This window comes from Carboxylicivirga caseinilyticus (genome assembly GCF_050589785.1).
GTDB lineage: Bacteria > Bacteroidota > Bacteroidia > Bacteroidales > Marinilabiliaceae > Carboxylicivirga > Carboxylicivirga caseinilyticus.
In genome coordinates this window covers 84,445-109,815 of the sequence record NZ_JBNGOX010000008.1, presented here as the reverse complement: position 1 = coordinate 109,815, position 25,371 = coordinate 84,445, and the positions used below count along the sequence as shown (strand labels likewise).

The following is a 25,371-nucleotide window of genomic DNA, read 5'->3' as shown; positions in this document are numbered from 1 at the left end:
TAAGACGATGATAACCAGACAACAAAACACTAAACACTTAATATAGGATGATTCAAAATAAGCAAGAAAAAACATGTTTCTATTCTTAAGAAATCATTTCCATGATAATTCTCACAACTTAATATTCAGAAAGATGTTACTTTTAAAACCGCATTTATTGGTCAGAAAACAACGCAAGTCAATACCTTATCATCATATTAACTTAATAACAAAATTCATCAAAAACTTATAATTACATGAAGAAGTATATCTATTTTTTGGGCCTTCTTGGATTATTGATATCGTGTAGTAATCCGCAAACAGCCGAAAAACCAACCTTTAACAACCGCGACTTAAAAGTAGAAAGTGAAATAATGACACCCGAGGTTCTTTGGTCATTCGGACGTATTGGAAACGTATCTGTATCACCAGATGGAGAAACAGTGGTCTTTACAGTTTCATACACCAAGATTGAAGAAAACAGAACCTATACAGATATTTATACGCTACCTGCCGAAGGTGGCGAATTCAAACAAATAACTTCTACCTATGCAAATGAATTTGAGGTTAGCTGGCGCCCCGACGGACAGAAGATTGCTTATCTGTCGTCTGAATCAGGCGATGTTCAGCTTTGGGAAATGAATCCTGACGGTTCAAAACCCACTCAGGTAACTCATATCAAAAGTGGAATTGAGGGGTATAAATATTCGCCAACAATGGATAAACTGGTTTTTACACAGAGTGTAAAACTAGATGAAAACATTCACGATCTTTATCCCGATTTACCTTTGGCAGATGCCCGTATTGAAGATGACTTAATGTATCGCCATTGGGACAGCTGGCACGATTTCACATACAGTCATGTGTTTTATATCGATTATGCCAATGGCTCAACAGTTGGTTCTGCAACTGATATTATGGAAGGTGAAAAATATCACTCACCACTCAAACCTTTTGGTGGAATGGAGCAGATTACCTTTACACCTGATGGTAAAAACATTGCCTATACTTCAAAAAAACTAGAAGGTAAAGCTTCTGCATTCTCAACCAATAGCGATATTTATTTGTATTCGATAGCCGACAAAACCACTAAAAACCTTACCGAGGGTATGATGGGTTACGATATTGCTCCAACTTTCTCACCTGATGGAAATTTTATGGCCTGGGAAAGCATGGAACGCGATGGTTACGAAGCCGATAAAAACCGCTTGTTTATTCTGGATCTGACAACAGGAACAAAAACCGATTACAGCAAAGAGATTGACTTTAATGTTCATGGTCTTACCTGGAGCGAAGATGGAAAAAAACTTTGGTTTACTTCAGAGGATAAAGGATCGAATGAGATTTATGCTTTTAACCTGGATGATGCCTCCTATGCAAAAGTAACAGATGGCATTCACAACTATAACTCAGTGGATATTGCCGGTGACAAACTGATTGCCACCCGAACCTCAATGCAGTATCCAACCGAAATTATTTCAGTTGACCCCACAACAGGTGAAGGAATAAATATATCGAAGGTTAATGAACCACTACTTTCTCAGTTAAAAATGGGAAATGTTGAAAAAAGATGGATTAAAACTACCGACAATAAGGATATGCTCACCTGGGTGATATACCCACCTAACTTCGATCCTAATAAAAAATATCCTACTCTTTTATATTGCCAGGGAGGTCCACAAAGCATGGTTAGTCAGTTCTGGAGCTTACGCTGGAACTTTCAAATGATGGCGGCCAACGATTATATAATTGTTGCTCCTAACAGAAGAGGTTTGCCAGGTTTTGGTCAGGAATGGAACGAACAAATCAGTGGTGATTACGGTGGTCAGAACATGAAAGATTATCTTTCAGCCATTGATGCCGTTGCAAAGGAACCTTTCGTTGATAAAGATAATCTGGGAGCTGTTGGCGCCAGCTATGGTGGTTTCTCTATTTACTGGCTAGCCGGTCATCATAATAAGCGATTCAGTGCATTTATTTCTCATTGCGGTATTTTTAATCTTGAGCAGATGTACAGCATCACTGAGGAAATGTTTTTTGTAAACTGGGACAACAAAGGCAGCTATTGGGATAAAGATAATAAGGCAGCTATGAAGAGTTATAAAAACTCTCCTCATAAGTTTGTTCAAAACTGGGATACTCCAATTCTTGTTATTCATGGGGCCAAGGACTTCCGCATACCTTACACACAAGGTATGGCCGCATTCAACACTGCCCGAATGATGAATATACCGGCCAGGTTCCTTTATTTCCCTGAAGAAAACCATTGGGTACTTTCTTGTCAGAATGGAATTTTATGGCAACGTGAGTTTTTCAGATTCCTGGATGAACAGTTAAAAAACTAGGACCTTTTTCTTAAAAATATTTAAAGCAGAGGCAAAATATGTCTCTGCTTTTTATTTTTCTTCTCAACTCAATTGAGATTGACTGGATTTCAATACCCTAGATCAAATTATTTAAATTAACTTCATTGAATTAATTTATCTCTAAAGGATAAAAATAATTGGTAACTATTTATATTTTTGCCGAACTTTTTTAAGTTTAGCATTTAATCATCTTTTAATGTAGTAGCAATAATTTTACACGTGCAGAAATGAAGCAATCGTATTTCGAACTTATTGACCAAACTTATTATTTCCCTCAACCGGGTTTTGACATTGAAAATGGAAATTTATACTTCAATAATGTATCATTAAAACACATAATTGATAAGTATGGCACACCTTTAAAAATTTCTTATCTACCTCGAATAGGTGAACAGGTCAAGCGAGTTAAAAACCTTTTTAGTAAATCCATTAAAGCCAATGGTTACAAAGGAAAATACAATTATTGCTATTGTACAAAAAGTAGTCACTTCAGTTTTATCATTAAAGAAGTACTGAAATATGGTGTAAGTCTTGAAACATCATCCAGCTATGACCTTGATATTATTCTTAAATTACACGATGAAGGACTGATAAGCAAAAATATTAAGCTGGTTCAGAACGGACATAAAACAGATGGTTATCTGCAAAAGATTGCTCAGTTACACAATGCCGGTTTTAAAAACCTGATTGTTGTTTTAGACAGCCTTCACGAATTAGATCGCTTGATGCCTTTAATTGAAGGTACCATTCAGGTAGGTATTCGTATGGCGATTGACGAAGAACCTCAGTCAGCATATTATACTTCACGAATGGGTATTCGTCCGGCCGACGTGATGAACTTTTACAAAGAAAAAATTGCCGACAACCCAAAAGTGAAGCTACGCATGCTTCATTACTTTGTGGACAGCGGTATTAAGGATACTCTTTATTACTGGGGATTATTCCAAAAAGGATTAAACCTGTATGTTGAGTTGAAAAAACAATGTGAATCGTTAAGTGCTTTCAACATTGGTGGTGGTTTACCTATTAGAAACAACTTGGGTTTTGAGTACGATTACAACTACATCATCAATGAAATTGTACGTAACATCAAAGATACCTGTACTGCAGAAGGTATTGATGATCCGGATATCTTCACCGAATTCGGAAGATATACCGTTGGGGAGTCTGGAGCTATCATCTTCAAGGTTCTGGAGGTTAAGCAACAAAACGATGCCGAGCTTTGGTACATCATCGATAACAGTTTGATGACCACCATACCCGACAGTTGGAGTATCTTTGAAAAGTTTATTCTTTTACCAATAAATCATTGGGATAAATCATATTCAAAAGTAAATATCGGAGGAATCACATGTGATCACTCTGATTATTATAATACAGAAGATTTAAACCAGCAGGTATTTATGCCTAAAATTGCCAACGCCAACGAAGAACAATTATACCTTGGTTTTTTCCACACCGGAGCTTATCAGGATTCAATTAGTGGCTATGGCGGATTAAAGCACTGTTTGATTCCTGCACCAAAACATGTAGTGATTGAACGAGACGAGAACGGTTTGCTTCGCGATTACTTATTCAAAGACGAACAGCGAGTTGAAGATATGCTTCGTATACTAGGATTTTTAGAACAGTAGCCCATTGGGGTTACTGTTCCTTAGAATTCAATCAACAATCCGACTGTTGGTAAAACAGTTCCTGAAGTACCATTTAGTTCTTTCATCGCATAACGTTGCTCATTCAAAGCTGCATTAGGGTTAACAATAATTGATTCACCATTTTCATCCAGTTGCTGTATCAATTCGGGTGCCTGTGCAGCTTGATTATTATACACATTCTGTATATCGATGTAAAAACCCAAAGTCATCTTCTTAAGATTGTAGGTTTTATCAACCCGTAAATCCAGCTGATGAAAATCTTCCAATCGCCTGGTATTGTATTGCGAATAATCAAGATACTGCTTGTATTGAGCATCCCATGCTACTTTTAACGATGATCTGTCTCCATCGTATGGTGTATATGGCAATCCTCCTACATAGCGCCACTTCATACCTACACTCCAGTTACGTTGCAGGGTCTTATTTACTGTAATGGTAAATAAATGTCGACTATCCCATGCCGATGCCACATAATCGTCTTTGTAATCGGTAAACTCACTGCGTACAAAAGTATAGGCTGCAATCATATTTAACCCTTTGTTTGTTTTTGTGCGATACAAAGCCTCAAAACCATAGGCTCGTCCTTTTGAAGTTGATGTAACTTCTTCGTCTCCAACTACTCCAAAATCTCCTCCCTTGCTGGCCATCGAAATAGAATCCTGAACAGAGAACGGATACTTACCGTACAATTTATAAAATCCTTCCAGCGTCATTCGGCTATGATCATTGGGGCGTAATTCAAATCCGGCCACAAAATGATCAGACGAAATATAACTTAACCCATTTTGCTTATTAACTAATACTCCTTCACTGTTTCGGTAACCCATAGTTGTATAGGAAGGGTTTTGATAATAACGCCCCACATTGGCATTGAAATAAAATTCAGGCATAATCATAAACGACAATGAAGCCCTTGGACTGAACTGATTAAGCATATTATTCATTTGATCGGAATAGCTGTTGGCATCCATTCTGACTCCTCCGGATAAGGTTAGTCGGTTATCGAAAAAAGGATGCGAAACAGATCCAAACAAAGCATACTTGACAAAATTCAATTCCGATTTATAATTTATTTCCGATGATTGACCTCCAATAAAAACCTTATTATAAGTGCGGTTGTAGTAATTGATATATTCCGCTCCTGCACCCAAGTTAATAGTCCACTGATTCGGACGTGCCGTATATTCTGTTCTGAACTTATTCTCAATCTCATCTGAAATATAATTCAGATTCAGGTTTTCGGGCGATTCTACATTATCATCGTATTTTATGGCTTCATTATTCAAATGATTCCTGCTGAGATACATCGACAGGTAACTATTTCCAAAATAATGTTTATAAGAAGTACCAATCGTGTAATTCCATTGATTATTTACGGGCAGATATCCGATTATATATTGGTTTTCCTCAGTTGGTGTTGCATCATTATTAAATTCAAAAACATCAATGGCTCCTATACCCAGAAATGAAATCTCATTCCGGTCATCAATCCGTGTTTCTGTCTTAAACTGAAAATCGGTAAAAGTGGGAAGGAAAGGTAAATCAAGAGCAGCAAATAAAAACTGCAGGTACGATCGTCTGACTGATGCAATTAATCCGGTTTTATCACTTAATGGTGCTAATGTTGTAAGTGATATTTCCGAAGCACCAAGCGTTCCTTTAAAAGTTGGCTTATCCACATCAACATCAATCTGTTTAAATTCAAAAACCGAGCTTAAGGCATTTCCTTTTCCGGCAGGGAATACACTGGAGTAAAAATCAACCTCTCTGATAAAGTCAACATTTAAAATACCAACAGGCCCTCCTGTCGCTCCCTGTGTTGCAAAGTGATTAATATTTGGAATCTCAATACCATCAATAAAAAAGCGATTCTCCGATGGTCCACCACCCCTTACAAATAAATCATTCCGAAAGGTACTGGCAGATCCAACTCCTGGAAATGACTGAATTACCTTGGATATATCACGATTTGCCCCTGCACTTTTCTCAATTTGATCAATTCCTATTCTTCTTAACGACACCGGAGCATCCGGTCTCACAGCATAAGGTGAGGCTGTAATTTTCACCTCCTCCAAAGACTCAGCTGTCGATTCCATTTTTATTTGCACACTGGTATTCCGTACCTGAGAGATATTATATTCTTCTGTCACCACATTTTTATATCCTATCGATGAAAGTTGCAGACGTAGGAATCCGGGTTCGAGGTTACGGAATTCAAATCGCCCCAGGGTATCTGTCATTGTACCTGTAGTAGTATTAAAAATGACCACACTGGCAAAAGGAACCGGTTTATTGGTATAGGCATCCCGCACCTCCCCTTTCAGTACACCTGTTTGTGCCAGAATATTATTACCAAAGAACAATAGAGGTATAAAAACAAAGAATTTCATAAGTCTATTTAAGTTCATATTTTGTCTGTTTTAGTATAATGTTAATCTTATTTGTTTAAAATTTCAATCAATTGATTAAACATTGATCATTTAAAAAAGTTTATTAGTCAGGAATATTAAATTTGATTACCTTTCTAAGGTTAACCCAAGTCTTATGAATCGCAAATCACTGTTCAAACAATTTCTTATTTGGCGGCTACGACATGTCAGCAATCGCCAGTTTATGATGATTCTGAGTATTCTTGTAGGAATAGCAGCAGGTTTTGCTGCTGTAGCCATCAAAAAATCAGTTCATCTGATCAGTCATTTCGTTCATACTTACCTTGGGCAGGAACATGGATATATCTATCTGATTTCACCCACAGTTGGTATATTTTTAACCGTTTTATTTATTAAGTATGTAATTCGAAGGCCTGTTCGACATGGTATTCCCAATGTACTCTATGCCATTTCAAAGAACGAAGGAAAGATGAACCGTCATAATATGTTCTCTTCCATTGTTACCAGTGCACTGACAGTAGGCTTTGGGGGAAGCGTTGGTTTAGAGGGGCCTACGGTTTCAACGGGTGCTGCCATAGGTAGCAATGTAGGACAATTATTTCGATTGAATTACAGACAGATCAAACTACTACTCGGCTGCGCCTGTGCCGCAGCTATGTCGGCCATTTTTAAAGCTCCTATAGCTGCTATTGTTTTTTCTTTGGAAGTAATCATGCTTGATCTGACACTGGCAGCCATTGTCCCCATTCTTCTGGCATCTATTTCGGCCGTAATTGTTTCTTATATTTTTATGGGTCAGGAAGTAGTGTATCCGTTCGAACTGTTTCACACCTATGAGATGATTGACCTGGTTTACTATGTTTTTCTTGGCATTGTTGCCGGATTTGTTTCATCCTATTTTACTCGAATCTATATCTTTATGGAAAAATGGTTCGAGAAACTGGAGAAGCACAGAATCCGCCTGCCTGTAGGAGGTGCATTACTGGGGATTTTACTTTTCTTCTTCCCGGCTTTATACGGCGAAGGTTACGATGTTATTAACAGTGCCTTGAGTGGAAATACAAACTTTATTTTCGAGAATACCATTTTTCAGAATTGGTCGGGTAGCATTTGGGCAGCGTTTATTCTACTGACAGTTATTATTGCCTTTAAAGTCGTTGCCACTTCCCTGACTTTTGGAAGCGGTGGTGTTGGTGGCATTTTTGCTCCTACCTTGTTTATGGGTGCCAATACCGGACTGCTTTTCGCCAACATTGTTAATAAACTTGGTTTTCATCAATTACCCGTTCAAAACTTTGCCCTGATTGGTATGGCCGGATTGATCGCAGGAGTACTTCAGGCTCCTTTAACAGGATTATTTTTGATTGCCGATTTAACCGGTGGTTACGAAATGTTTCTGCCTCTTATGATTACTGCAACCGCCTCGTTTGCTACTGCCAAAACGTTTGAAAGACATTCGGTTTACACACACCTTTTAGCCATGCGGAAGGAATTACTAACGCATGATAAGGATCAGGCCGTATTAACAATGATGGAGGTTAAAAACCTTATTGAAACAGACTTTGCCACCATTGATCCCAAAGCTACCTTAGGTGATTTGGTTAATGTCGTATCCGATGCTCACCGCAACCTGTTTCCTGTGGTTGATTCAAATGGCAGAATGCACGGTATGATAAAGATGGATGACATCAGAAAAATCATTTTCAAACCTGAGTTGTACAAAACAACAATGGTTAAAGACCTGATGTATATGCCTGAATATTTCATCAGCCCCGACGATTCAATGGAAGATCTGGTTGAGATGTTCCGAAAATCAAGTCGTTTTAACATTGCTGTTATTGACCATGGCAAATACCTTGGTTTCATCTCACGGGCAAATGCATTTACAGCCTACCGGAATCAATTAAAGATGTTTTCAGGAGACTATTAGACCATTAGACTTCTAGACGATTAGACTGTTAGACTAATAGATTGATGCTTATAATTTCAGCCGGTTAAAACCCTGGATGGATATTAGAAGGAGTGACAGAATGTAAAAACTATTCCGCTTCGTGTTCCCGTCTTTTAACATCTTCTTTAAATGCTTTTACAATGGTTTCAACCTCATCTATGCCATGAGTTTCCATTAGTTCGGCGCGCAAATGAGCAGCTCCCTTAAAGCTATTGGTATAAATCTTAAAGAAGCGTTTTAGAATAGACCAGTTTTTTTCACCCGTCCAGGTTTTAGAATATAAACGGGCATGCAATAGCAAGGCTTCCAGGCGTTCTTCCATGTCTGGCTCATGTCCCTGATTGTAAAGCCATGGATTATGAAAGATTCCACGACCGATCATTACACCATCAACACCAAACTCTCTCACTTTCTCATTCGACTCATCAATAGATAATACATCTCCGTTACCAAGTAATTTAATATTCGGATTCATTTTATTCCGTAATTCCACTGCTTTAGCTATCTGAGTCCAGTCTGCTTCACCCTCAGACATCATTTTTTGAATTCGACCGTGCACAATCAAAGCATCTATTTCTGATTGTAACAAAGTGCTTATCCACGATTCAGTTACAACTGACTTAAATCCGATACGGGTTTTAACACTCAATGGCAGATCTGATGCCTCTTTAGTTGCCGCAATAATCTCACGGGCCAGATCAGGTGTATTAATAAGTGCTGAACAGGCTCCTTTTTTGATGATATTTTTCATAGGACAGCCCATGTTGATATCAATACCATCAAAATCGGTTTCTTCTGCTATATATTTAGCTGTTTGGTAAAACTTTTCAGGATCAGTTCCCCAAATCTGAGCAACCAGTTTCACATTCATCTCTCGGGCTAATTCTCTTTCTTCAGGATTGATAAAGAAACGATGTAAAACCTTTTCTTTACCCACAGGATGACAAAAACCATCAGTTGATAAAAACTCACTAAATAAAAGATGAACATGTCCTGGCCTGCTTAAGCGCAAAACCACCTCACGAAAAACAGTATCTGTAACATCTTCCATGGGAGCCAGGGCCCAAATTGGTTCATTTATTGATTTCCAGTAATTTTCTTTTCCAGTCTTAACTCCTTTTTCCATTCTATTCAAATCCATTACTCAAATAATCCTTCGTCTCTTATCAACATCAATACAGAAGATTGTGATACAATCACATACTTTTCGTTTTTATATTCAATTTCGTATCCTCCACTCTGAAGATAAATAGCCAAATCACCTTCTTTTGGCTGTAAGGGCAGATACTTTATTTTATCATCTTTTTTCATCCATGGCTCTTCCGATTCTGCAACCACAGGAATCGGAAATCCTGGTCCAACCTTTACAATATATCCGCTGTGAATTCTTTCCTTTTCCTGAACTCCCGGAGGCAGATATAAGCCTGTCTTGGTCTTTTTCTCCGGACTCTTTGGTTTAATCAGAATACGATCGCCAACCAATATAAATTTTTCCAAATCTGCATGATCTATTCCAAGCGACATCTTTTTTTTGGGCAAAGATATTAAAATGAAGAAAATGCCGTTATAATATTTGACATTGTAAAGATAATGCTCTGCTAATTAATACTTAACGTTTTTTAACAGAATTAGTATACAGTGTGATATTGATTTCATATTTGCTTTTTCATACTTTTGCTATTACTTAAGATCAGTTAGCGGGAACAGTAACTCTTTCTTTCCTGAATTTATTAATAGTCAAACATTTTCTTAGGTACATCATTTAACCTAACACTGACCTAAATTTTAATTATGAAACCGAAATTAAATACTCGTAAGCTCCGAAAAATTGAAGATGAACAATGGAAACAGCTTACGTTTACAGATAAAAAATACGAAATCAGTAATTACGGACGAATAAAAAGTTATTGTTACGATAAGGAAAACGGACGAATTGTAAAGCTTGGTAATATCAAAGGATTCTACAATGTAAGCCTTAGAGTTGAAGGTAAGAAAAAGTCATATCTGGTACACAAATTAACGGCCGAATATTTTGTTGACAAAACACATCCCGATCAGGATGTTGTTATTCACCTTGACTGGAACAAACAAAACAACTATCATACTAATCTAAAATGGGTAACCAAAGAAGAAAGCTACAAACGAATGCACAAAGTTCTTCAGGAAGCTCGTAAAAAAGCTGGCAAGGTTGTAACCAGCTCTAAATTAAGTATCGATGATGTTGCTGTAATCAAAGGAATGCTTGAAAAAGGCGTTAAACAAAACCTGATTGCAAAACTATTTTGTGTTAGTGAAATGCAGGTTAGCAGAATAGCCCGTAAAGAAAACTGGGCTGAGATAGAGCCTAAAATGGACTAACTTTTTTATTAAATCAGAAATCATTTTTAAATCCGCATAACAGAATCAATATCCAGGATTAACTGAAAATTCCCATAGTTTTAAAATCAATTCATTATTATTATATTACTTTTGCGGCCATTATGAAGAAGGTCAATCAATTATTAGGGCAATTTTTGGTTTGGAGAGTTAAGAATATCAATCAGAAACATTTTATTCTTATTTTGAGTTTGTTGGTTGGAATTTTCAGTGGATTGGCTGCTGTCATATTGAAGAATGCCATTCACTTCATTCAAACATTGCTGACGAACAATTTCAAGGTTGAGCATATGAATTACCTCTATCTGGCCTATCCGATTATTGGTATCTTCATTACTCTTATCATTGTAAAATATGTGATTAAAGACAGTTTAGGGCATGGTGTCAGTAAAATTCTGTATGCCATTTCTAAACGAGGCGGTCATATCAAAACTCACAATAATTATTCATCAATTCTAACCAGTTCATTTACCATTGGTTTCGGTGGATCGGTTGGAGCTGAGGCACCCATCGTATTAACCGGAGCTTCTATCGGTTCTACTCTGGGAAGATTATTCAGGATGAATACCAAAACCATCGTACTTTTGGTCGGTTGCGGATCGGCAGGTGCTATTGCTGGTATCTTTAAAGCTCCTATTGCAGGACTGGTTTTTACACTGGAGGTTTTGATGCTCGACCTGACCATGGCATCCATTGTACCACTATTGATCTCAGCGGTAACATCAGCAACTGTCGCCTATTTTTTTCTGGGTAAAGGAGTTGAATTCACCTTTGCTTTGGAAGCTCCTTTTCTTCTGAATAACATACCTTATTATGTTGGATTAGGAATTGCTGCCGGATTCATTTCGCTCTATTTTACAAGAGGAGTGATGTTAGTTGAAAAGCACCTGGGAGTTATTAAAAATCCATTTACAAAATGGATTACGGGAGGTGCAGTATTAAGCTTACTCATCTTTTTGTTTCCACCTCTCTATGGTGAAGGTTACCATACCATAACTGAATTATTAAATGGTAACAGTGCCGAGGTTCTTAACGAAAGTCTATTTTATCCCCTGCATGACAATATATGGGCTTTACTGGGTTTTCTAGCTCTGCTTATCATCTTTAAAGTATTTGCAACTGCTGTAACAACAGGTAGTGGTGGTATTGGTGGTATTTTCGCCCCAACTTTGTTTATGGGTGGTGTTACAGGTTATTTCTTTGCCCGTTTGGCCAATACGCTTGGTTTTGTAAATCTGCCTGCTTCGCATTTTACACTGGTAGGTATGGCAGGTTTGATGGCTGGTGTGATGCATGCTCCTTTAACCGCTATCTTCCTGATTGCTGAAATTACCAATGGTTATGGATTGTTTATTCCTTTGATGATTACTTCAACCATTGCCTACCTTACCATTATGTACTTTGAGCCACACTCAATTTATACCAAACGACTGGCACAAAAAGGTGAACTGATCACACACCATAAAGACAAGGCTGTACTTACAATGATGCGTCTTGACAAAGTATTGGAAACAGAGTTTAAAACCGTTTATCCTGAGATGACTTTGGGAGATTTAACAAAAGTGGTTTCCAAGTCGAAACGAAATATTTTTCCTGTGGTTGATCATGCCGATAAATTGAAAGGTTATATTACTTTATCAGATATTCGTAGCATCATCTTTAATCACGACTTATACAATGAAACCACTGTTGAAGAACTCATGGATCTGCCTCCTGCAGTGATTGAGCATGACGAAAATATGGATAATGTTATGAAGAAATTCGAAGAAACAGGAGCGTGGAATCTTCCCGTTTGCGAAAATGGTAAGTATCTTGGCTTTGTTTCCAAATCAAAGATTTTCTCAGTATACCGTCGTGTGTTGATTCACTTCTCGGATGAGTAAAGTTTTTAAAGGTAAAACCTCGAAAGGCAAAAGTTAAAAGTTTTATAGGTGGTTAGATTTTTAGACGATCTGAATAATAGAATGTATAATAAATAAACAGAATCAACATCTTAACATTCATAAATTCTAAAACCTAATTTCTAACATCTAACATCCATAAATCCTACATTCCCAGCCAAATATTGCGACCCCAAACCAGTAGAATTACAACAAACAATACTAAAACACTCCAAAGTGGCCACTTTTGTTTAAAGAAACGGAGTAGTTTATCATCATTCCTGATTATATCAACAACTGCCTGAATAAGGGCGATAATCATCAAGAGGTTAAAAACAATACCCAAAGGATGATAAAAAAGTGATTCTTTTAATTGTCCATGTACTAGAGACCAGGTACTACGACCCATGCCACAACCCGGACAAGGAATACCGGTTGCCTTTTTAAAAAGACAAATACTGTTTTCGGCGTCCGGAAAAGAAGTAAGAAGGAGGTAACTATACCCAAGTATAATCACCCCAACCACAATTACATTTACAAATCGTTTATTATTAAAAAGCTTAAGCAACCCTTAAGAATTTCTCCAGATTACTTTCGCGCGTAGTACCCATTATAATAAACCAATCAACAATTGTCCAAAATACCAATCCACCACAAGTAAGCAATTTAGCTACACCTAAACCTGTCTGACCAATTAAGAAACGATCAATTCCCAACGAACCAAAAAACAAAGAGATAATTAACACCACAACAGGATTTCTATATTCCTGTGTACTAACCAGAAAAAAGCGTTGTTCATCCAATTCTTCAAGTTTCTTTTTAATCATTGGTAATGACTCCACCGGAAAACGATCGCTGTTCTGCGCTAAAAACAAAGTAACACTATTTGCATCCATAAAATTAAGTTTGATCGTCAAAGCTAGTAAAAATGTGAATTTTATCAACAGTGCATTTTCTCATTTCTAAAATTCATAAAAACTTATAAACTGCATTACTTTTTTATATCAATTAGTTCCGTAAATTTGTGAACTCGTGAAAAATAAGCAGTAAAACATATCGACCATAACTCCAGCTATTGGTTAAACATTAACTAAAATTTGGATAGGGTTAAAACTAATTACAAACAAATGAAAAGAGATACAGTCATCTTTGACCTGATCAAAAAAGAATACGATCGTCAAAAAAACGGTATTGAATTAATTGCTTCCGAAAACTTTGTGAGTGAGCAGGTAATGGAAGCACAAGGTTCGTGTTTAACCAACAAATACGCCGAAGGATACCCGGGCAAACGTTACTACGGAGGTTGTCAGGTGGTTGATCAAACAGAGCAATTGGCTATTGACAGAGCATGCGAACTATTTGGAGCAGAATATGCCAACGTTCAACCACACTCGGGGGCACAAGCTAATGCTGCAGTATTTTTTGCCTGTTTACAACCAGGCGATACTTTTATGGGATTGGATCTGGCTCATGGCGGTCACCTTACACATGGTTCACCTGTTAACTTTTCGGGTGTTACCTACCACGCGATCTCATACCATGTAAAAGAAGAAACCGGAATGGTTGATTACGATGAGATGGAAACATTGGCCCGCGAACAAAAACCAAAGATGATTATTGCCGGTGCTTCGGCTTACTCGCGCGAATGGGATTACGCCCGCATGCGACGTTTGGCTGATGAGATTGGTGCTTTATTGCTTTGCGATATGGCTCACCCTGCCGGACTAATCGCTAAAGGTAAATTAAACAACCCGGTTGAACATTGCCACATTGTTACAACCACTACACATAAAACACTTCGCGGACCACGCGGCGGTATGATTCTGATGGGTAAAGATTACGAAAACCCATTTGGCATTAAAACACCAAAAGGTGAAACCAAAATGATGAGTGCTGTTTTGGATTTTGCGGTTTTCCCTGGTCAGCAAGGTGGACCACTAGAGCACGTGATTGCCGCTAAAGCCGTTGCTTTTGGCGAAGCTTTATCTGATGACTACGGTGTTTACATTGAGCAGGTTCAGAAGAATGCACAAGCCATGGCCGCAGAGTTTATTAAAAAAGGATATAAAATTATTTCGGGCGGAACTGACAACCACTTAATGTTAATCGACCTGAGAACGAAGTTCCCTGATATTACAGGTAAGCAGGTTGAGAATACATTGGTTAAAGCCGATATCACCATCAACAAAAACATGGTGCCTTTCGACAGTCGTTCACCTTTTACAACTTCAGGTATCCGTGTAGGAACTTCTGCTATAACCACTCGTGGATTAAAAGAAGCTGATATGGTTACCATTGTTGATTTTATCGACGAGGTTATCTCTAATATCGACAACGAAGAAGTAATTGCTTCTGTTTGCAAAAAAGTAAATGCTTTGATGGCTGATAAGCCAATGTTTGCATGGTAATTTTAAGCTGATAGCTATTAGAAGTCAGATTGCTTCGCTTATAGCTGTTGATAAAACAATATTAAGGAACGGTTCTTTAAAGCCATAAAGGCAATAGAGAACCGTTCTTTTTGTTTTATAGTTCTGCCTTCAAAAAGAAAGTGACAATTTTATTCAGTAGGATCGCATATTAATAAACATACAAATTAAGATGCGATCCTGCTCTTATCAACTCCCCGTGTCAGTTAAAGGAATTACATAGCAGGTGTGCGCTAATCATCAGCCTGCTTCAGGTAACAGGCTAACGATTAAAAGCAAGCCCCTAATCATCTGCATAATATTTGTATCTGTTGAAAGTACAGCACTACCTATACCTTGTGTCATTATAGCCACTTCAGGCAGCGATCAGCCTTTTGAAGGTAAGCCTCAACTTATTCCTGTTGGCCCTGTAATTACAGGAGGTATAACAATGCCTTTCGGGCATCTATACAACGGTTTCAGGTAATAAGATGCCTTTTGAGACTCCTCTTTTTCCTGATTCAGGTTCTGCAATACAAGCCAATTGTAAACAAATATATTCAACAGAACATCCATTTAAACATTTTGTAATAATGTTATAGTAATACACTAAACACTACCTAGGTATTACTTTAAACAAACACAAAAGTGTTATACTATTCTATTAATGTTATTTACTATCACCATTAATTTAATCAACTCAATATTCTCATTCACATAACATTTCTACACGATTACAATATAATATCAAATTTTATTATGAAATAATGTTACGATTACCTCTTTCTTGCAATTAACCATTGAGTTCTCAATGGTGAGGCTTACAATACCTATAAACCCCCTTTATTATGAATTACAAACAGCGAAACAAAATCTCAATGTTCAGAGCCGTTAACAAAGTGTTTGGCACCTATTCAACAGAGTTCAGCTCCATTCCCGTATTAACCAGCTTTATCCAGTCCTTTGGCGAAAGCTTGTCTGAAATGGAAGAAGTATTATTGATACAGCAAGGCAAAACTACAGGAGCCAGTAAGCAAAAAATAAAAGAAGAGGAAGAAATGATTGAAGAAACAGTACAAATGGCCGGTTGCATGTTCGTATACGCCCAGGTAAACAATATACCCGACTTACAGATTAAGTGTGCTATATCATCCTCTCAACTTGGCAATATGTCGGATGAAGATGTAAAAACGACTTGCCTCGCCATTTATAACGAAGCAGCCAAGCTGGATGGTGCATTAACCGACTATGGTAAAACACCCGAAAACATTGCTCAGCTAAAAAAAGAAATTGATGACTTTGCAGCCCTGATCGCCTCTCCCCGATCTGCCATTGTAACCCGCTCGCAGGCCACTCGCGAACTGGCTCGTTTGATTACCGAAAACAACGATTTATTGCGTCTGAAAACAGACAAGTTAATAGAACAATTTAAAACCTCCAATCCTAAGCTTTACAATACTTATAAAGCAGCTCGCGTGATAGTAGATTTACGTGCAGGCAAGCAAACTATTGAAGAAGAATAAAACTATTGAGGATGCGATCTTAGTTACAAAAAAGACAAAAGATCGCATCCTGAAAACCTAATCACATGAAAAAACTTCTCAGAACCTTTCTATTTGTTTTTATAACGACTTTGCCCTATTATTCCACCTCAATTGCTCAAACCCAAAATGGAGTTATAATTACCGATAAAGCTGAATACATAGCTACTTATCGCTACGAATATCAGGAAGACTCAACAAATATTGAAAGTCGTAAACAAAAAGAAATGTGCCTGTTGATTGGCAAAAGCAGTTCTCAGTTTGTCCATAATAGCATATTTAAAATGGATTCCTTGTTTTTTTACTGTCCCGATATTAACAATCCGGAGAGCGGACTTAAAATAGGAAAACAAATAGTTAAGAATAGTTATAGTTATCATACACAATACCGTATTGTCAAAACAAAAAACAGTCGTCAAAGCGATTTATATGAAGTGATGTCTGGTAAATATTATCATTTGCCCGAAGAAATAACGTTTAACTGGCAACTGGTCAATCAACCCGATACTTTTATAACCTATTACATCTGCAAAGAAGCACAAACAACATTTAGGGGTCGACATTACCGGGCCTGGTATACATTATCAATTCCCATTAGCGATGGACCATACAAATTCAAAGGGCTACCCGGTATGATTGTAAGAATAGAAGACATAGAAAAAGAGCATTGCTTTACTCTTACTTCATTTGAAAAAATAAACTACGACAAGTCTATGTATATCTGGGATAAAAAATTTATAAAAATAGATGCAAAACAGTACCTGGCCTTAAAACATAACGAGACTTTAGAAAGCATCAATAAATACGGGAATAATCAGTTCGTCAATTTAACTCCGGAGAAAAGGGGAAGTGTTCAAGCCAAAATTGCGAGTAGAAATAATTTGCTTGAAAAACAATAATTAATAACCTAACAACCTATGATGAAGATAAATTTAAAAACCATCCCCTACCAACAACTAGCTACACTAATAGAAAACCAAAATACCGGAACCGCCACTCAATTGGCAAAACAAATTGGTGTATCTCGTTCCACCCTGTTTAATATGCTCGACGAAATAAGAGGCGCCGGGGTTAAAATAGAATACTGCGAAACTAAAAACAGTTATATCTATACAAATGGTAAACGTTTAAAGGTTAATCAACCTGTTGAGATTATAGAATAATAAAGGGATGCGATCTTACTATTCATCTTGCATATATAGATCGCATCCGTTTCACTTAAGTTTCAGATTCAACTCACGGCGTTACTTAAAGTCAAACCGTGAATAGCACCACAGCCAACACCTGAGCAATTAGCACAAATCGAAACTAAAACAAGAAGCCCGAATAGTTTTATTGAGAAATAGCAATTAACAATATTTAACAAAAAAAAAAAAAAGGGGGGGGAGTCTATTTTTCTACACTAGTGAACATATACCTTTATTTCTGCTTTACAAATGGCCATTTAAAAGCAACCCCTGCCAACCTATTTTTGCGAACCGGTGCAGCAGGGGCGCAGGATTAAACCTGCACAAAATTAATTGATTTATTAACCATTTAAAATTTGTGTAATGAAAAAACATTTGAAGAAACTTGTTCTATTATCAGGATATTTTGCAATAACCACCTTAGCTTTAGCCGGTAACCTTTCGTACATTAGAATAGATTGTGGAGACGGTCGAGGAACTAATCTTATTATGTCTGAAGATGTTAGTCTCGATGAGAAATTAGAGATGGCCAAAGAATTAAAGGAAGCTTTCTGTAATTAAAAAAATAGCACTCAACAGGTAGACTATGAGCTACCTGTTGACTTATAAATAAAAATAATGCAAATAAAAATCGCTAAATTGAGAATTAAAATTTTGCTTTTGATTCTTGTTAGATATGGAGTTGCAATAGCTCAAGATGATGTCGAGATTGACAAAGTTAATTATATAGCAAGCTATTTATATACCTTTCAGGAAGATTCATTAAGTAATGACCGCCTTAAATCCGAAGAAATGAATTTATATATTGGCAGCACCTATAGTAAATTCGAACATGCATACGCATATCAACGTGATTCTATTATTAAAGTTTACAAAAACCACACAAACCAACAAGAAGCTACACAAATAGCATGGTCACTTATTCAACAATTACCAGGTGGTGGACACTTTACAAAGTTTAAGATACTTAAAGAAAACAACAATGATACCATTACATTTTTTGAAAGTAATATAACATCAAAAGTTAACCTCAAAGTTATTCAAAACATACAAATAGATTGGAACCTGGTTGAAAGTAATGATACAATAATATGCAATTATAAGTGTCATAAAGCCACATGTAACTTTTCGGGACGTTATTACAAAGCATGGTATACTATGGAACTACCTTTTAACAACGGCCCATACAAATTTTTAGGCCTACCTGGTTTAATTGTTAAAATAGAAGATAAAGAAGGTCAACATATATTTGAGTTGACATCCTTTAATAAAATCAATTATTGTATGCCAATATACTTCAACAAAGAAAGGTACAAAACTACCGATATGCGCGCATACTATAGGGCAAAAAAAACAAGAGCTATGGAATTAGTTCAATTAATAAATAATTCACAAACGTTTGGAGATGTTAATACAGGTGAAATTGAAGCAAAAATAATGACTTTAAATAATTATATCGAACGCTTGTAATTTATGAGAAAGTGCTTGCGTACCTATTTATTTTCTTCCATTCTACTTTTTTCACTGATAATTAATGCACAATCCCAACTAAGCGGATTTATTAGCGGTGAAGATAATCAACCTGCGGCTGCAGTAAGTGTAATGTTACTAAACCCCGCTGCAGGTAATAATATTATCACCTATGCTTTTACCGATGATAAGGGATACTTTAATATGAGCTACACTGCCCATACAGATACTGTAGCTCTTTCGTTGCGCTCGTTAAACTATAGCGACACAACACTTTTGATTGCCAATAAAACACAGGAACTACACATAATGCTACCAACTGAGGTTAAAGCAATCAAAGAGGTTAATGTACGCGGCACACCTATTGTAAGCAAACAAGATACCACCACTTATATGGTGGGTTCATTTGAAAAACAAAGCGATGAGTCGATTGGTGATGTTATTAACCGCATGCCCGGTTTTACGGTAGATGCTACAGGTAAAATATACTATATGGGCAAACCCATTGATAAATATTACATCGAGGGGATGGATTTACTGGAAGGACGATATGGCATTGCCAATAAAAACCTATCGAACAAAGCAGTGGGTGCCGTGGTAGTTCTGCACAACCATCAGCCTATAAAAATGCTTCGCGACAAACAATTTAACGATGGTACTTCGGTAAATCTGAAACTTAAAAAGAAATTTACTACCACCTTTCGTGCCGAAGGGGCCATAGGCATCCCATATCCCAGGTACAATGCCAACATTACGCCTATGCTATTTTCGCCCAAACACCAGATGATAGCAACACTACAGGCCAACAATATTGGCAACGATTTATCAACACAGCATCATCCGTTTACCATTTCATATAACGAAATTGATAATTACACCAATACCAAACCCAATCTGCTGGATATTTCTTCGGTTGCACCACCGGGCATCTCCAACCGCGAGCGTTACCTGATGAATAATGCCGCCCTGATTAGCTTTAATTATCTAACTAAATTAAGTGATGAAGAAGAACTAAAAACTAACGTTAGCTATTACAACGATCGAATTGAAGAAGAAGCATTGATCGAAACCGAGTATTACCTTGAGAATGACACCACCCGTTTGCGCGAACATACTCAAAACACCTTCAAGAAAAACAGTCTGATCACAGATCTGATCTTTACCAATAATGCCAGCAAAAAATATATAAACAATAAGTTCCGCCTCGAGAACTATTGGGATAAAGCCGAAACATCCATTAACGAAACACAGCAACTTCAGAATGCCAAACTCCCCCACTTTTCCGCAGCCGATGAGCTTGATTGGCATCGTATGGTGGGTAAGCATTTTATCAGCTTTAAAGCTTTTGTTGATTACAACCATAGTCCTCAACAAATACAATACGAACCCGGAGTATTTGATGATTACATCAACAATGGCGAGGCATACAACCTGGCCACACAACATTACTTAAAGCAGGATTTACACACCAAAGCATCAGCTGCATTTACGCTCACCCATAAGCGATGGGCCTTTTCTACCAAAACATTTGTCAACTTCAGTCTGAACAAACTAAATACCACTATTGACAACAATGACTTTGAAATAACTGCCGACAGCTTGCGCAACCAACTCGACTGGACCGAAAGCGAAGCTGGCGTTGATGAAAAAATCAGTTACGAAACACCCAGTCTGAAGCTTCGGTTTAACCTGCCATTATCGTATATCAACAACAATATTGATGATGCCTGGCATCAGGCCAGTCAATACATACAACAAGCTATTTTTGCCCCAAGGGCATACCTTAACTACGAGTTCTATAATTTTTTTAAACTGATCACATCGTTATCCTTCAGTAAAAGCATTGGAGATATAAACGGACTTACCCAAGGTTTTATCATCAATAATTACCGAAGTTTAAACCGTGGTTTAAATCAATTACCGCATAAATACCGATATACGGGTAGCTTTCGAAGCGAATACAAAAATCCCTTATCGGGATGGTTTGCTTCTATCGATTACCGATATAGTTTAAATCACAGTGATATTATTACCCGACAGATAAGCATGGGCAACGGTGTATTGCAAAGCGAGATTCTCCCTTACGATAATGAAAGATCGGATCATACCTTCAATGGAGAAGTAACCTATTACATTTCCAATTGGCGTTCAACCATTGGTATCAACTCTACCAATACTTTTCAACAATCGCAATATGTATTGAACCAATCACTGAGCGACAGAGAATTGCAAACCAACATTGCCGGATTAAATATTAACTGGGGCTATTGGAAAGCATTACAGATAAAATACAATTTTAATTACACCCGAACCCGCCAGCGTACAACTCAGGCTAACAGTAAATTTCACAACTACGAACAGGTTCTTGATTTCTTCTTTTACCTAACTAAGAAACAATGGATAAACATTAGAGGAGAATACAACTTTAACGAAAACAACCAACAAACTTTCCACAGCTGGTTTGGCGACATTAGCTATGCCTATAAACCTGAAAAAGGAAAATTCAGCTACAAAATACAATGCCGCAATATCTTTGATACCCAACAGTTAATAAGCTATTGGAACAGCGACATTTCGTTGGTTCGTAATACTTATTATTTAAGACCCAGAGAAATATTACTGAATGTGAGTTATCGGTTTTGAAAGCTAATAGCCATCATCTGACAGCTACTAGCTTTTTATTACTTTTACCCTATGGACATTTCAGGCATTAATATTCTTCTTCTAATCCTTGCCGGGTTATTTGCCGGTTTTATCAATACGCTTGCCGGAAGCGGATCGTTGATAACCCTGCCCATGTTGATGTTTCTGGGATTAAGTCCCCACCAGGCTAATGCCACCAACCGGGTGGCCATATTTATTCAGAATATTGTTGCCGTCCGTAATTTTCGAAAACAAAAGATACTGGATTATAAGAGTAACCTTTATTTAGTTTTACCGGCCTTGGTTGGATCACTTGCCGGAGCTTTGTTTTCCATCAACATTAGCGAACAGGCTTTGAATTACTTTATCGGTGCTTTATTGTTTGTTATGTTTTTTGTTATTCTGTTTAAACCAGACAAATGGATAAAAGAACAAGCCGGACAGATTGAAGGAAAACCTACTTACTGGCAACTGGTCATTTTCTTTTTAATTGGTTTCTATGGTGGATTTATACAGGCCGGCGTTGGCTTCTTACTCCTTGCCGGATTGGTTTTGGGAGTTGGTTACAACCTGATTCAGGCCAATGCTGTAAAAGTTTTAATAGTCTTATGCTACACAGCAATAGCATTAATTGTATTTATCTGGGCCGGGCAGATTAATTACTTATATGGATTCATACTTTCAGCAGGAAACGCAACAGGGGCATTTATTGCATCGAAATACGCCAAACAAATTGGGGTAAAACCCATACGATATATTTTACTGATAGCTGTTATGCTGGCTGCAATGAAAGTATTGGGCGTGTTTGGATTGCTTTTTTAAGTATCACAACATTTCCTAACTTCCCCATCTATTTCTATCGGATATAGATAATAGAAGTTAGAACGCTTCGCATTTAGATATTATAAGTGTAATTCTAAAAAACTAACCAACTAATTTTAGTCAATCCCTACTACTCGATTCCTATCGAGTAGTTTATATTTATGAATTCCATAATTCAGTTTATTGTATATCAATCAGAATTGATTTGACATGAACCCTTCGTTTGGAAACAAAGGATAGCTTAATCCAAAACAAAATGATAGGTAATGGTTCCTTTTTGATAGGCAGCAGCTTCCTTATCGGCATTAAACTTTGCCTTTTTTGCAGCTTCGATAGCCTTACTCTGCAAGTAATTATTTTGGGTTGTTGAACCTCTCAGAATAGGTACTGCAGTTATCACATTACCATTGCGATCTACCGTTATTTCAACAACAACAATTCCTTCTTCCTGAATATTGTACGTGGGCTTTGGTAATCCTCCAACCAAACTCCTACCTGTTAAATCAAATCCATTACCGGAATTACCTTTTCCTGAGCCGGTTCGGTTAGTAGTATTTCCACCTGTTGTCTGCCCCTGATTACCTGTACCACCGGTATTACCTTCCGAAGTATTATCACCTGTTCCTTTACCAAATGCTCCTTTCACTTTATCACGGGCTTCAGCTGCTTTGCGATCAAGTTCTTCCTGACGTTTGCGCTCTTCTTCCTCAATACGCTTTCGCTCAGCCTCTTCTTGTCGTTGACGCTCCAATTCAGCCTGACGAATCTTTTCCTGCTCTTCGCGTTCTTTACGCTCTTTATCCAAACGGTCCTTTTCTTCTTTCTCTTTTTGCTTTTGGGCTTCCGATTTTACAACCGGAGCATCATCATAATCCTGTGTTTTGATATCTTCTTTTATCGGATCGGGTTGGGTGGGTTCCGGTGTTTTAACAGGCGGTGGTGTTACCTTCTCCTGTTTTACAGCCTCAGATTCTTTTGGCTCCTCAGGCCCTTGACCCAATACTGTATCTCCAAAACTCACCAGTATCCCTTCTTCTCCTTTGGGCAATGAAGACAGCCCGAAGAAAATCAGGAACAACAACAGTAAAGAATGAAATACTGTTGTACCAATTACACCGTATCGTTTGTTTTTCTCATCCATACTTACTTGGCTTGTGTGGCCAAAATCAACTTATATTTATTGCGGATAGCAATATCCCGTATCTTACCAACTACCGAAAAAGGTACCGTCTCGTCAACATGTAAAGCAACATACATTTCAGGACTATCAGCTAATATTTCCTGTAATTTCTTTTCTATCTGCCAGAAAGAAACCTTTTCACCCTGCACAAAATACTCCTGATCAGCTGTTACCGAAATAGTAGTATTGGGCTTGGCTGATACCTGATGATCACTCTTTGGTAAAGACAGGTTTTTATTTGCGACAGGAGTCACCAGAGTTGATGTGATCATAAAGAATATCAACAACAGAAACACGATGTCAGTCATCGACGACATACTGAAACCTGATTCAACCTTACTTCTTTTTTTCAGTCCCATTACCTGATATCCAAGATTACTTTTACACCATTCGATTCAGCAATATCCAATACCCGGGCAGCATCGCCTGTTGAAGCATTAGCATCTGTTTGCAAACGAATAATTGAATTATCGTTTCGAGCAAATAATCGGGTCAGACTGCCTTCCACCTGATCACTCCCCATCCATTTTCCATCAACTACAAATCGACCTGATGCTGTTACTCTCACATTCAAATAGGTATCCACAACAACCTTTTTTGTGCTTTTCTTTGGTATCAACAGTTTGATAGCATTAGGATGCACCATTGTTGATGTGATCATAAAAAAGATCAGCAATAAAAACACAATGTCGGTCATGGACGACATACTGAAACTGGCACTTATTTTTGTTCTTCGCTTTAAAGCCATTTTTAGTGAGCTGGTTCATTCAACAGATCCATAAACTCCATAGTACGCGCTTCCATCTTAAAGACAACCTTTTCAACTTTAGCCACCAGAATATTATAGGCGAAATACGCAATGATACCAATTACCAAACCTGTCACAGTAGTTACCATTGCAGTATAGATACCTGATGAGAGTAGACTCACATCAATATTATTACCTGCATTAGCCATATCATAAAAGGCACGGATCATACCAATTACGGTACCAAGGAAACCAATCATAGGAGCACCACCTGCAACTGTTGCCAATGTTGGCAAACTCTTTTCCAATCTACTAATCTCCAGGTTACCCACATTCTCGATGGCTGTATTCACATCATTTAATGGACGACCAATACGTGTTATTCCTTTTTCGATCATTCGGGAAATAGGAAAATCGTGCGACTGGCACAAAGCAATGGCAGAATCGATTTTACCATCATGGATATAATCCTTGATTTTATTCATAAAGCCATCATCCTCTTTTGAGGCCTTTTTAATAGCCATATAACGCTCAAAAAAGATATATACCGAAACAACCGATAATAAAAGCAGTGGAATCATAATCCAACCACCTTTCATGGCCATCTCAATGTAGTTCATGCTTTGTTCTGCTCCCTCTTCGAGATTTACATCAGCAATGTTCTCAGCCGTTGACTGTATAAATAGTAATAAATTCATTGTTATATTTCTAGATTTCTGATCAGCTAAAATAATAAAAATGCAAACTGCACCTATCATTCAATAGTGTAAACGTAAAG

Annotated in this window: 23 protein-coding genes; 14 read left to right on the top strand and 9 right to left on the bottom strand. The window is 37.5% G+C overall.

Translation table 11 applies throughout. The annotated features are described in order from the left end of the window. The first annotated feature begins 236 nt into the window (after window positions 1–236). Both dpp5 and ACRD62_RS06375 read left to right on the top strand, forming a co-directional pair. Window positions 237–2,324 carry a dipeptidyl-peptidase Dpp5 gene (gene dpp5, locus ACRD62_RS06380; protein ID WP_430819297.1) on the top strand — a complete coding sequence of 696 codons (2,088 nt, stop codon included), beginning with the start codon at window positions 237–239 and terminating at the stop codon, window positions 2,322–2,324. Between the two features lie 248 nt (window positions 2,325–2,572). After that, complete coding sequence (locus ACRD62_RS06375) at window positions 2,573–3,979, top strand: type III PLP-dependent enzyme domain-containing protein (RefSeq protein ID WP_430819296.1); 1,407 nt, start codon at window positions 2,573–2,575, stop codon at window positions 3,977–3,979. Between the two features lie 20 nt (window positions 3,980–3,999). Here ACRD62_RS06375 and ACRD62_RS06370 read toward each other — a convergent pair whose 3' ends face one another. Then, the gene (locus tag ACRD62_RS06370; RefSeq protein ID WP_430819295.1) at window positions 4,000–6,408 is read right to left on the bottom strand and encodes a TonB-dependent receptor; all 2,409 of its coding nucleotides are present in this window, start codon (window positions 6,406–6,408) and stop codon (window positions 4,000–4,002) included. Between the two features lie 205 nt (window positions 6,409–6,613). On the opposite strand from ACRD62_RS06370, the gene ACRD62_RS06365 reads away from it, so the two are divergent. Further along, a complete protein-coding gene (locus tag ACRD62_RS06365; protein WP_430819294.1) occupies window positions 6,614–8,320 on the top strand; it encodes a chloride channel protein in 1,707 nt (568 codons plus the stop codon). A 109-nt stretch (window positions 8,321–8,429) separates the two neighbouring features. On the opposite strand, the gene ACRD62_RS06360 is transcribed toward ACRD62_RS06365, so the two are convergent. Together ACRD62_RS06360 and ACRD62_RS06355 are read right to left on the bottom strand one after the other, a co-directional pair. Continuing rightward, the gene (locus ACRD62_RS06360; RefSeq protein ID WP_430819293.1) at window positions 8,430–9,467 is read right to left on the bottom strand and encodes a tRNA dihydrouridine synthase; all 1,038 of its coding nucleotides are present in this window, start codon (window positions 9,465–9,467) and stop codon (window positions 8,430–8,432) included. A gap of 14 nt (window positions 9,468–9,481) precedes the next feature. Continuing rightward, window positions 9,482–9,865, bottom strand: a complete 384-nt coding sequence (locus tag ACRD62_RS06355) for a co-chaperone GroES (protein WP_430819292.1) — start codon at window positions 9,863–9,865, stop codon at window positions 9,482–9,484. Between the two features lie 267 nt (window positions 9,866–10,132). Here ACRD62_RS06355 and ACRD62_RS06350 point away from each other — a divergent pair, with 267 nt between their 5' ends. Further along, window positions 10,133–10,699: an NUMOD4 domain-containing protein gene (locus ACRD62_RS06350; RefSeq protein ID WP_430819291.1), complete on the top strand. Its 567-nt coding sequence runs from the start codon at window positions 10,133–10,135 to the stop codon at window positions 10,697–10,699. 122 nt (window positions 10,700–10,821) lie between these two features. Continuing rightward, window positions 10,822–12,600: a chloride channel protein gene (locus ACRD62_RS06345; RefSeq protein WP_430819290.1), complete on the top strand. Its 1,779-nt coding sequence runs from the start codon at window positions 10,822–10,824 to the stop codon at window positions 12,598–12,600. Window positions 12,601–12,763: 163 nt separating this feature from the next. Here ACRD62_RS06345 and ACRD62_RS06340 read toward each other — a convergent pair whose 3' ends face one another. Next, window positions 12,764–13,165 carry a DUF2752 domain-containing protein gene (locus ACRD62_RS06340; RefSeq protein ID WP_430819289.1) on the bottom strand — a complete coding sequence of 134 codons (402 nt, stop codon included), beginning with the start codon at window positions 13,163–13,165 and terminating at the stop codon, window positions 12,764–12,766. Beyond that, entirely contained in the window at window positions 13,158–13,493 is a 336-nt protein-coding gene (locus ACRD62_RS06335) for a TM2 domain-containing protein (RefSeq protein ID WP_430819288.1), read from the bottom strand. The genes ACRD62_RS06340 and ACRD62_RS06335 overlap by 8 nt, the downstream gene beginning before the upstream one ends. Window positions 13,494–13,724: 231 nt before the next feature. Here ACRD62_RS06335 and glyA point away from each other — a divergent pair, with 231 nt between their 5' ends. The 9 genes from glyA (at window position 13,725) to ACRD62_RS06290 (ending at window position 22,665) form a co-directional block, all read left to right on the top strand. Beyond that, window positions 13,725–15,005, top strand: coding sequence for a serine hydroxymethyltransferase (gene glyA / locus ACRD62_RS06330; RefSeq protein ID WP_430819287.1), 1,281 nt, complete (start codon window positions 13,725–13,727; stop codon window positions 15,003–15,005). A gap of 244 nt (window positions 15,006–15,249) precedes the next feature. Beyond that, a complete protein-coding gene (locus ACRD62_RS06325; RefSeq protein ID WP_430819286.1) occupies window positions 15,250–15,489 on the top strand; it encodes a hypothetical protein in 240 nt (79 codons plus the stop codon). A gap of 361 nt (window positions 15,490–15,850) precedes the next feature. Next, window positions 15,851–16,525 carry a hypothetical protein gene (locus tag ACRD62_RS06320; protein ID WP_430819285.1) on the top strand — a complete coding sequence of 225 codons (675 nt, stop codon included), beginning with the start codon at window positions 15,851–15,853 and terminating at the stop codon, window positions 16,523–16,525. 65 nt (window positions 16,526–16,590) lie between these two features. After that, a complete protein-coding gene (locus ACRD62_RS06315; RefSeq protein ID WP_430819284.1) occupies window positions 16,591–17,442 on the top strand; it encodes a GLPGLI family protein in 852 nt (283 codons plus the stop codon). Window positions 17,443–17,460: 18 nt separating this feature from the next. Beyond that, on the top strand, window positions 17,461–17,706 hold the full coding sequence (locus ACRD62_RS06310; protein WP_430819283.1) for an HTH domain-containing protein: 246 nt from the start codon (window positions 17,461–17,463) through the stop codon (window positions 17,704–17,706). A 387-nt stretch (window positions 17,707–18,093) separates the two neighbouring features. Then, window positions 18,094–18,291 (top strand): hypothetical protein, encoded by a 198-nt coding sequence (locus ACRD62_RS06305; protein WP_430819282.1) that lies wholly within the window; start codon window positions 18,094–18,096, stop codon window positions 18,289–18,291. A gap of 57 nt (window positions 18,292–18,348) precedes the next feature. Beyond that, complete coding sequence (locus tag ACRD62_RS06300) at window positions 18,349–19,200, top strand: GLPGLI family protein (protein WP_430819281.1); 852 nt, start codon at window positions 18,349–18,351, stop codon at window positions 19,198–19,200. A gap of 3 nt (window positions 19,201–19,203) precedes the next feature. Beyond that, complete coding sequence (locus tag ACRD62_RS06295) at window positions 19,204–21,843, top strand: TonB-dependent receptor (RefSeq protein ID WP_430819280.1); 2,640 nt, start codon at window positions 19,204–19,206, stop codon at window positions 21,841–21,843. Between the two features lie 51 nt (window positions 21,844–21,894). Next, a complete protein-coding gene (locus ACRD62_RS06290; protein WP_430819279.1) occupies window positions 21,895–22,665 on the top strand; it encodes a sulfite exporter TauE/SafE family protein in 771 nt (256 codons plus the stop codon). Between the two features lie 241 nt (window positions 22,666–22,906). Here ACRD62_RS06290 and ACRD62_RS06285 read toward each other — a convergent pair whose 3' ends face one another. The 4 genes from ACRD62_RS06285 to ACRD62_RS06270 are packed head-to-tail and all read right to left on the bottom strand — an operon-like array spanning window position 22,907 to window position 25,291. Continuing rightward, a complete protein-coding gene (locus ACRD62_RS06285) occupies window positions 22,907–23,806 on the bottom strand; it encodes a TonB family protein (protein WP_430819278.1) in 900 nt (299 codons plus the stop codon). 2 nt (window positions 23,807–23,808) lie between these two features. Further along, window positions 23,809–24,204, bottom strand: a complete 396-nt coding sequence (locus ACRD62_RS06280; protein ID WP_430819277.1) for an ExbD/TolR family protein — start codon at window positions 24,202–24,204, stop codon at window positions 23,809–23,811. Beyond that, window positions 24,204–24,593: an ExbD/TolR family protein gene (locus ACRD62_RS06275; RefSeq protein WP_430819276.1), complete on the bottom strand. Its 390-nt coding sequence runs from the start codon at window positions 24,591–24,593 to the stop codon at window positions 24,204–24,206. The genes ACRD62_RS06280 and ACRD62_RS06275 overlap by 1 nt, the downstream gene beginning before the upstream one ends. A 2-nt stretch (window positions 24,594–24,595) precedes the next feature. Further along, window positions 24,596–25,291, bottom strand: coding sequence for a MotA/TolQ/ExbB proton channel family protein (locus ACRD62_RS06270; RefSeq protein ID WP_430819275.1), 696 nt, complete (start codon window positions 25,289–25,291; stop codon window positions 24,596–24,598). Between the last annotated feature and the right edge of the window lie 80 nt (window positions 25,292–25,371).

Bases quoted from the DNA above. Each gene is read 5' to 3' on its own strand.
- dpp5 (WP_430819297.1), top strand. From the start codon at position 237: ATGAAGAAGTATATCTATTTTTTGGGCCTTCTTGGATTATTGATATCG.
- ACRD62_RS06375 (WP_430819296.1), top strand. From the start codon at position 2,573: ATGAAGCAATCGTATTTCGAACTTATTGACCAAACTTATTATTTCCCT.
- ACRD62_RS06370 (WP_430819295.1), bottom strand. From the start codon at position 6,408: ATGAACTTAAATAGACTTATGAAATTCTTTGTTTTTATACCTCTATTG.
- ACRD62_RS06365 (WP_430819294.1), top strand. From the start codon at position 6,614: ATGATGATTCTGAGTATTCTTGTAGGAATAGCAGCAGGTTTTGCTGCT.
- ACRD62_RS06360 (WP_430819293.1), bottom strand. From the start codon at position 9,467: ATGGAAAAAGGAGTTAAGACTGGAAAAGAAAATTACTGGAAATCAATA.
- ACRD62_RS06355 (WP_430819292.1), bottom strand. From the start codon at position 9,865: ATGTCGCTTGGAATAGATCATGCAGATTTGGAAAAATTTATATTGGTT.
- ACRD62_RS06350 (WP_430819291.1), top strand. From the start codon at position 10,133: ATGAAACCGAAATTAAATACTCGTAAGCTCCGAAAAATTGAAGATGAA.
- ACRD62_RS06345 (WP_430819290.1), top strand. From the start codon at position 10,822: ATGAAGAAGGTCAATCAATTATTAGGGCAATTTTTGGTTTGGAGAGTT.
- ACRD62_RS06335 (WP_430819288.1), bottom strand. From the start codon at position 13,493: ATGGATGCAAATAGTGTTACTTTGTTTTTAGCGCAGAACAGCGATCGT.
- glyA (WP_430819287.1), top strand. From the start codon at position 13,725: ATGAAAAGAGATACAGTCATCTTTGACCTGATCAAAAAAGAATACGAT.
- ACRD62_RS06320 (WP_430819285.1), top strand. From the start codon at position 15,851: ATGAATTACAAACAGCGAAACAAAATCTCAATGTTCAGAGCCGTTAAC.
- ACRD62_RS06315 (WP_430819284.1), top strand. From the start codon at position 16,591: ATGAAAAAACTTCTCAGAACCTTTCTATTTGTTTTTATAACGACTTTG.
- ACRD62_RS06310 (WP_430819283.1), top strand. From the start codon at position 17,461: ATGATGAAGATAAATTTAAAAACCATCCCCTACCAACAACTAGCTACA.
- ACRD62_RS06305 (WP_430819282.1), top strand. From the start codon at position 18,094: ATGAAAAAACATTTGAAGAAACTTGTTCTATTATCAGGATATTTTGCA.
- ACRD62_RS06300 (WP_430819281.1), top strand. From the start codon at position 18,349: ATGCAAATAAAAATCGCTAAATTGAGAATTAAAATTTTGCTTTTGATT.
- ACRD62_RS06295 (WP_430819280.1), top strand. From the start codon at position 19,204: ATGAGAAAGTGCTTGCGTACCTATTTATTTTCTTCCATTCTACTTTTT.
- ACRD62_RS06290 (WP_430819279.1), top strand. From the start codon at position 21,895: ATGGACATTTCAGGCATTAATATTCTTCTTCTAATCCTTGCCGGGTTA.
- ACRD62_RS06285 (WP_430819278.1), bottom strand. From the start codon at position 23,806: ATGGATGAGAAAAACAAACGATACGGTGTAATTGGTACAACAGTATTT.
- ACRD62_RS06280 (WP_430819277.1), bottom strand. From the start codon at position 24,204: ATGGGACTGAAAAAAAGAAGTAAGGTTGAATCAGGTTTCAGTATGTCG.
- ACRD62_RS06275 (WP_430819276.1), bottom strand. From the start codon at position 24,593: ATGGCTTTAAAGCGAAGAACAAAAATAAGTGCCAGTTTCAGTATGTCG.
- ACRD62_RS06270 (WP_430819275.1), bottom strand. From the start codon at position 25,291: ATGAATTTATTACTATTTATACAGTCAACGGCTGAGAACATTGCTGAT.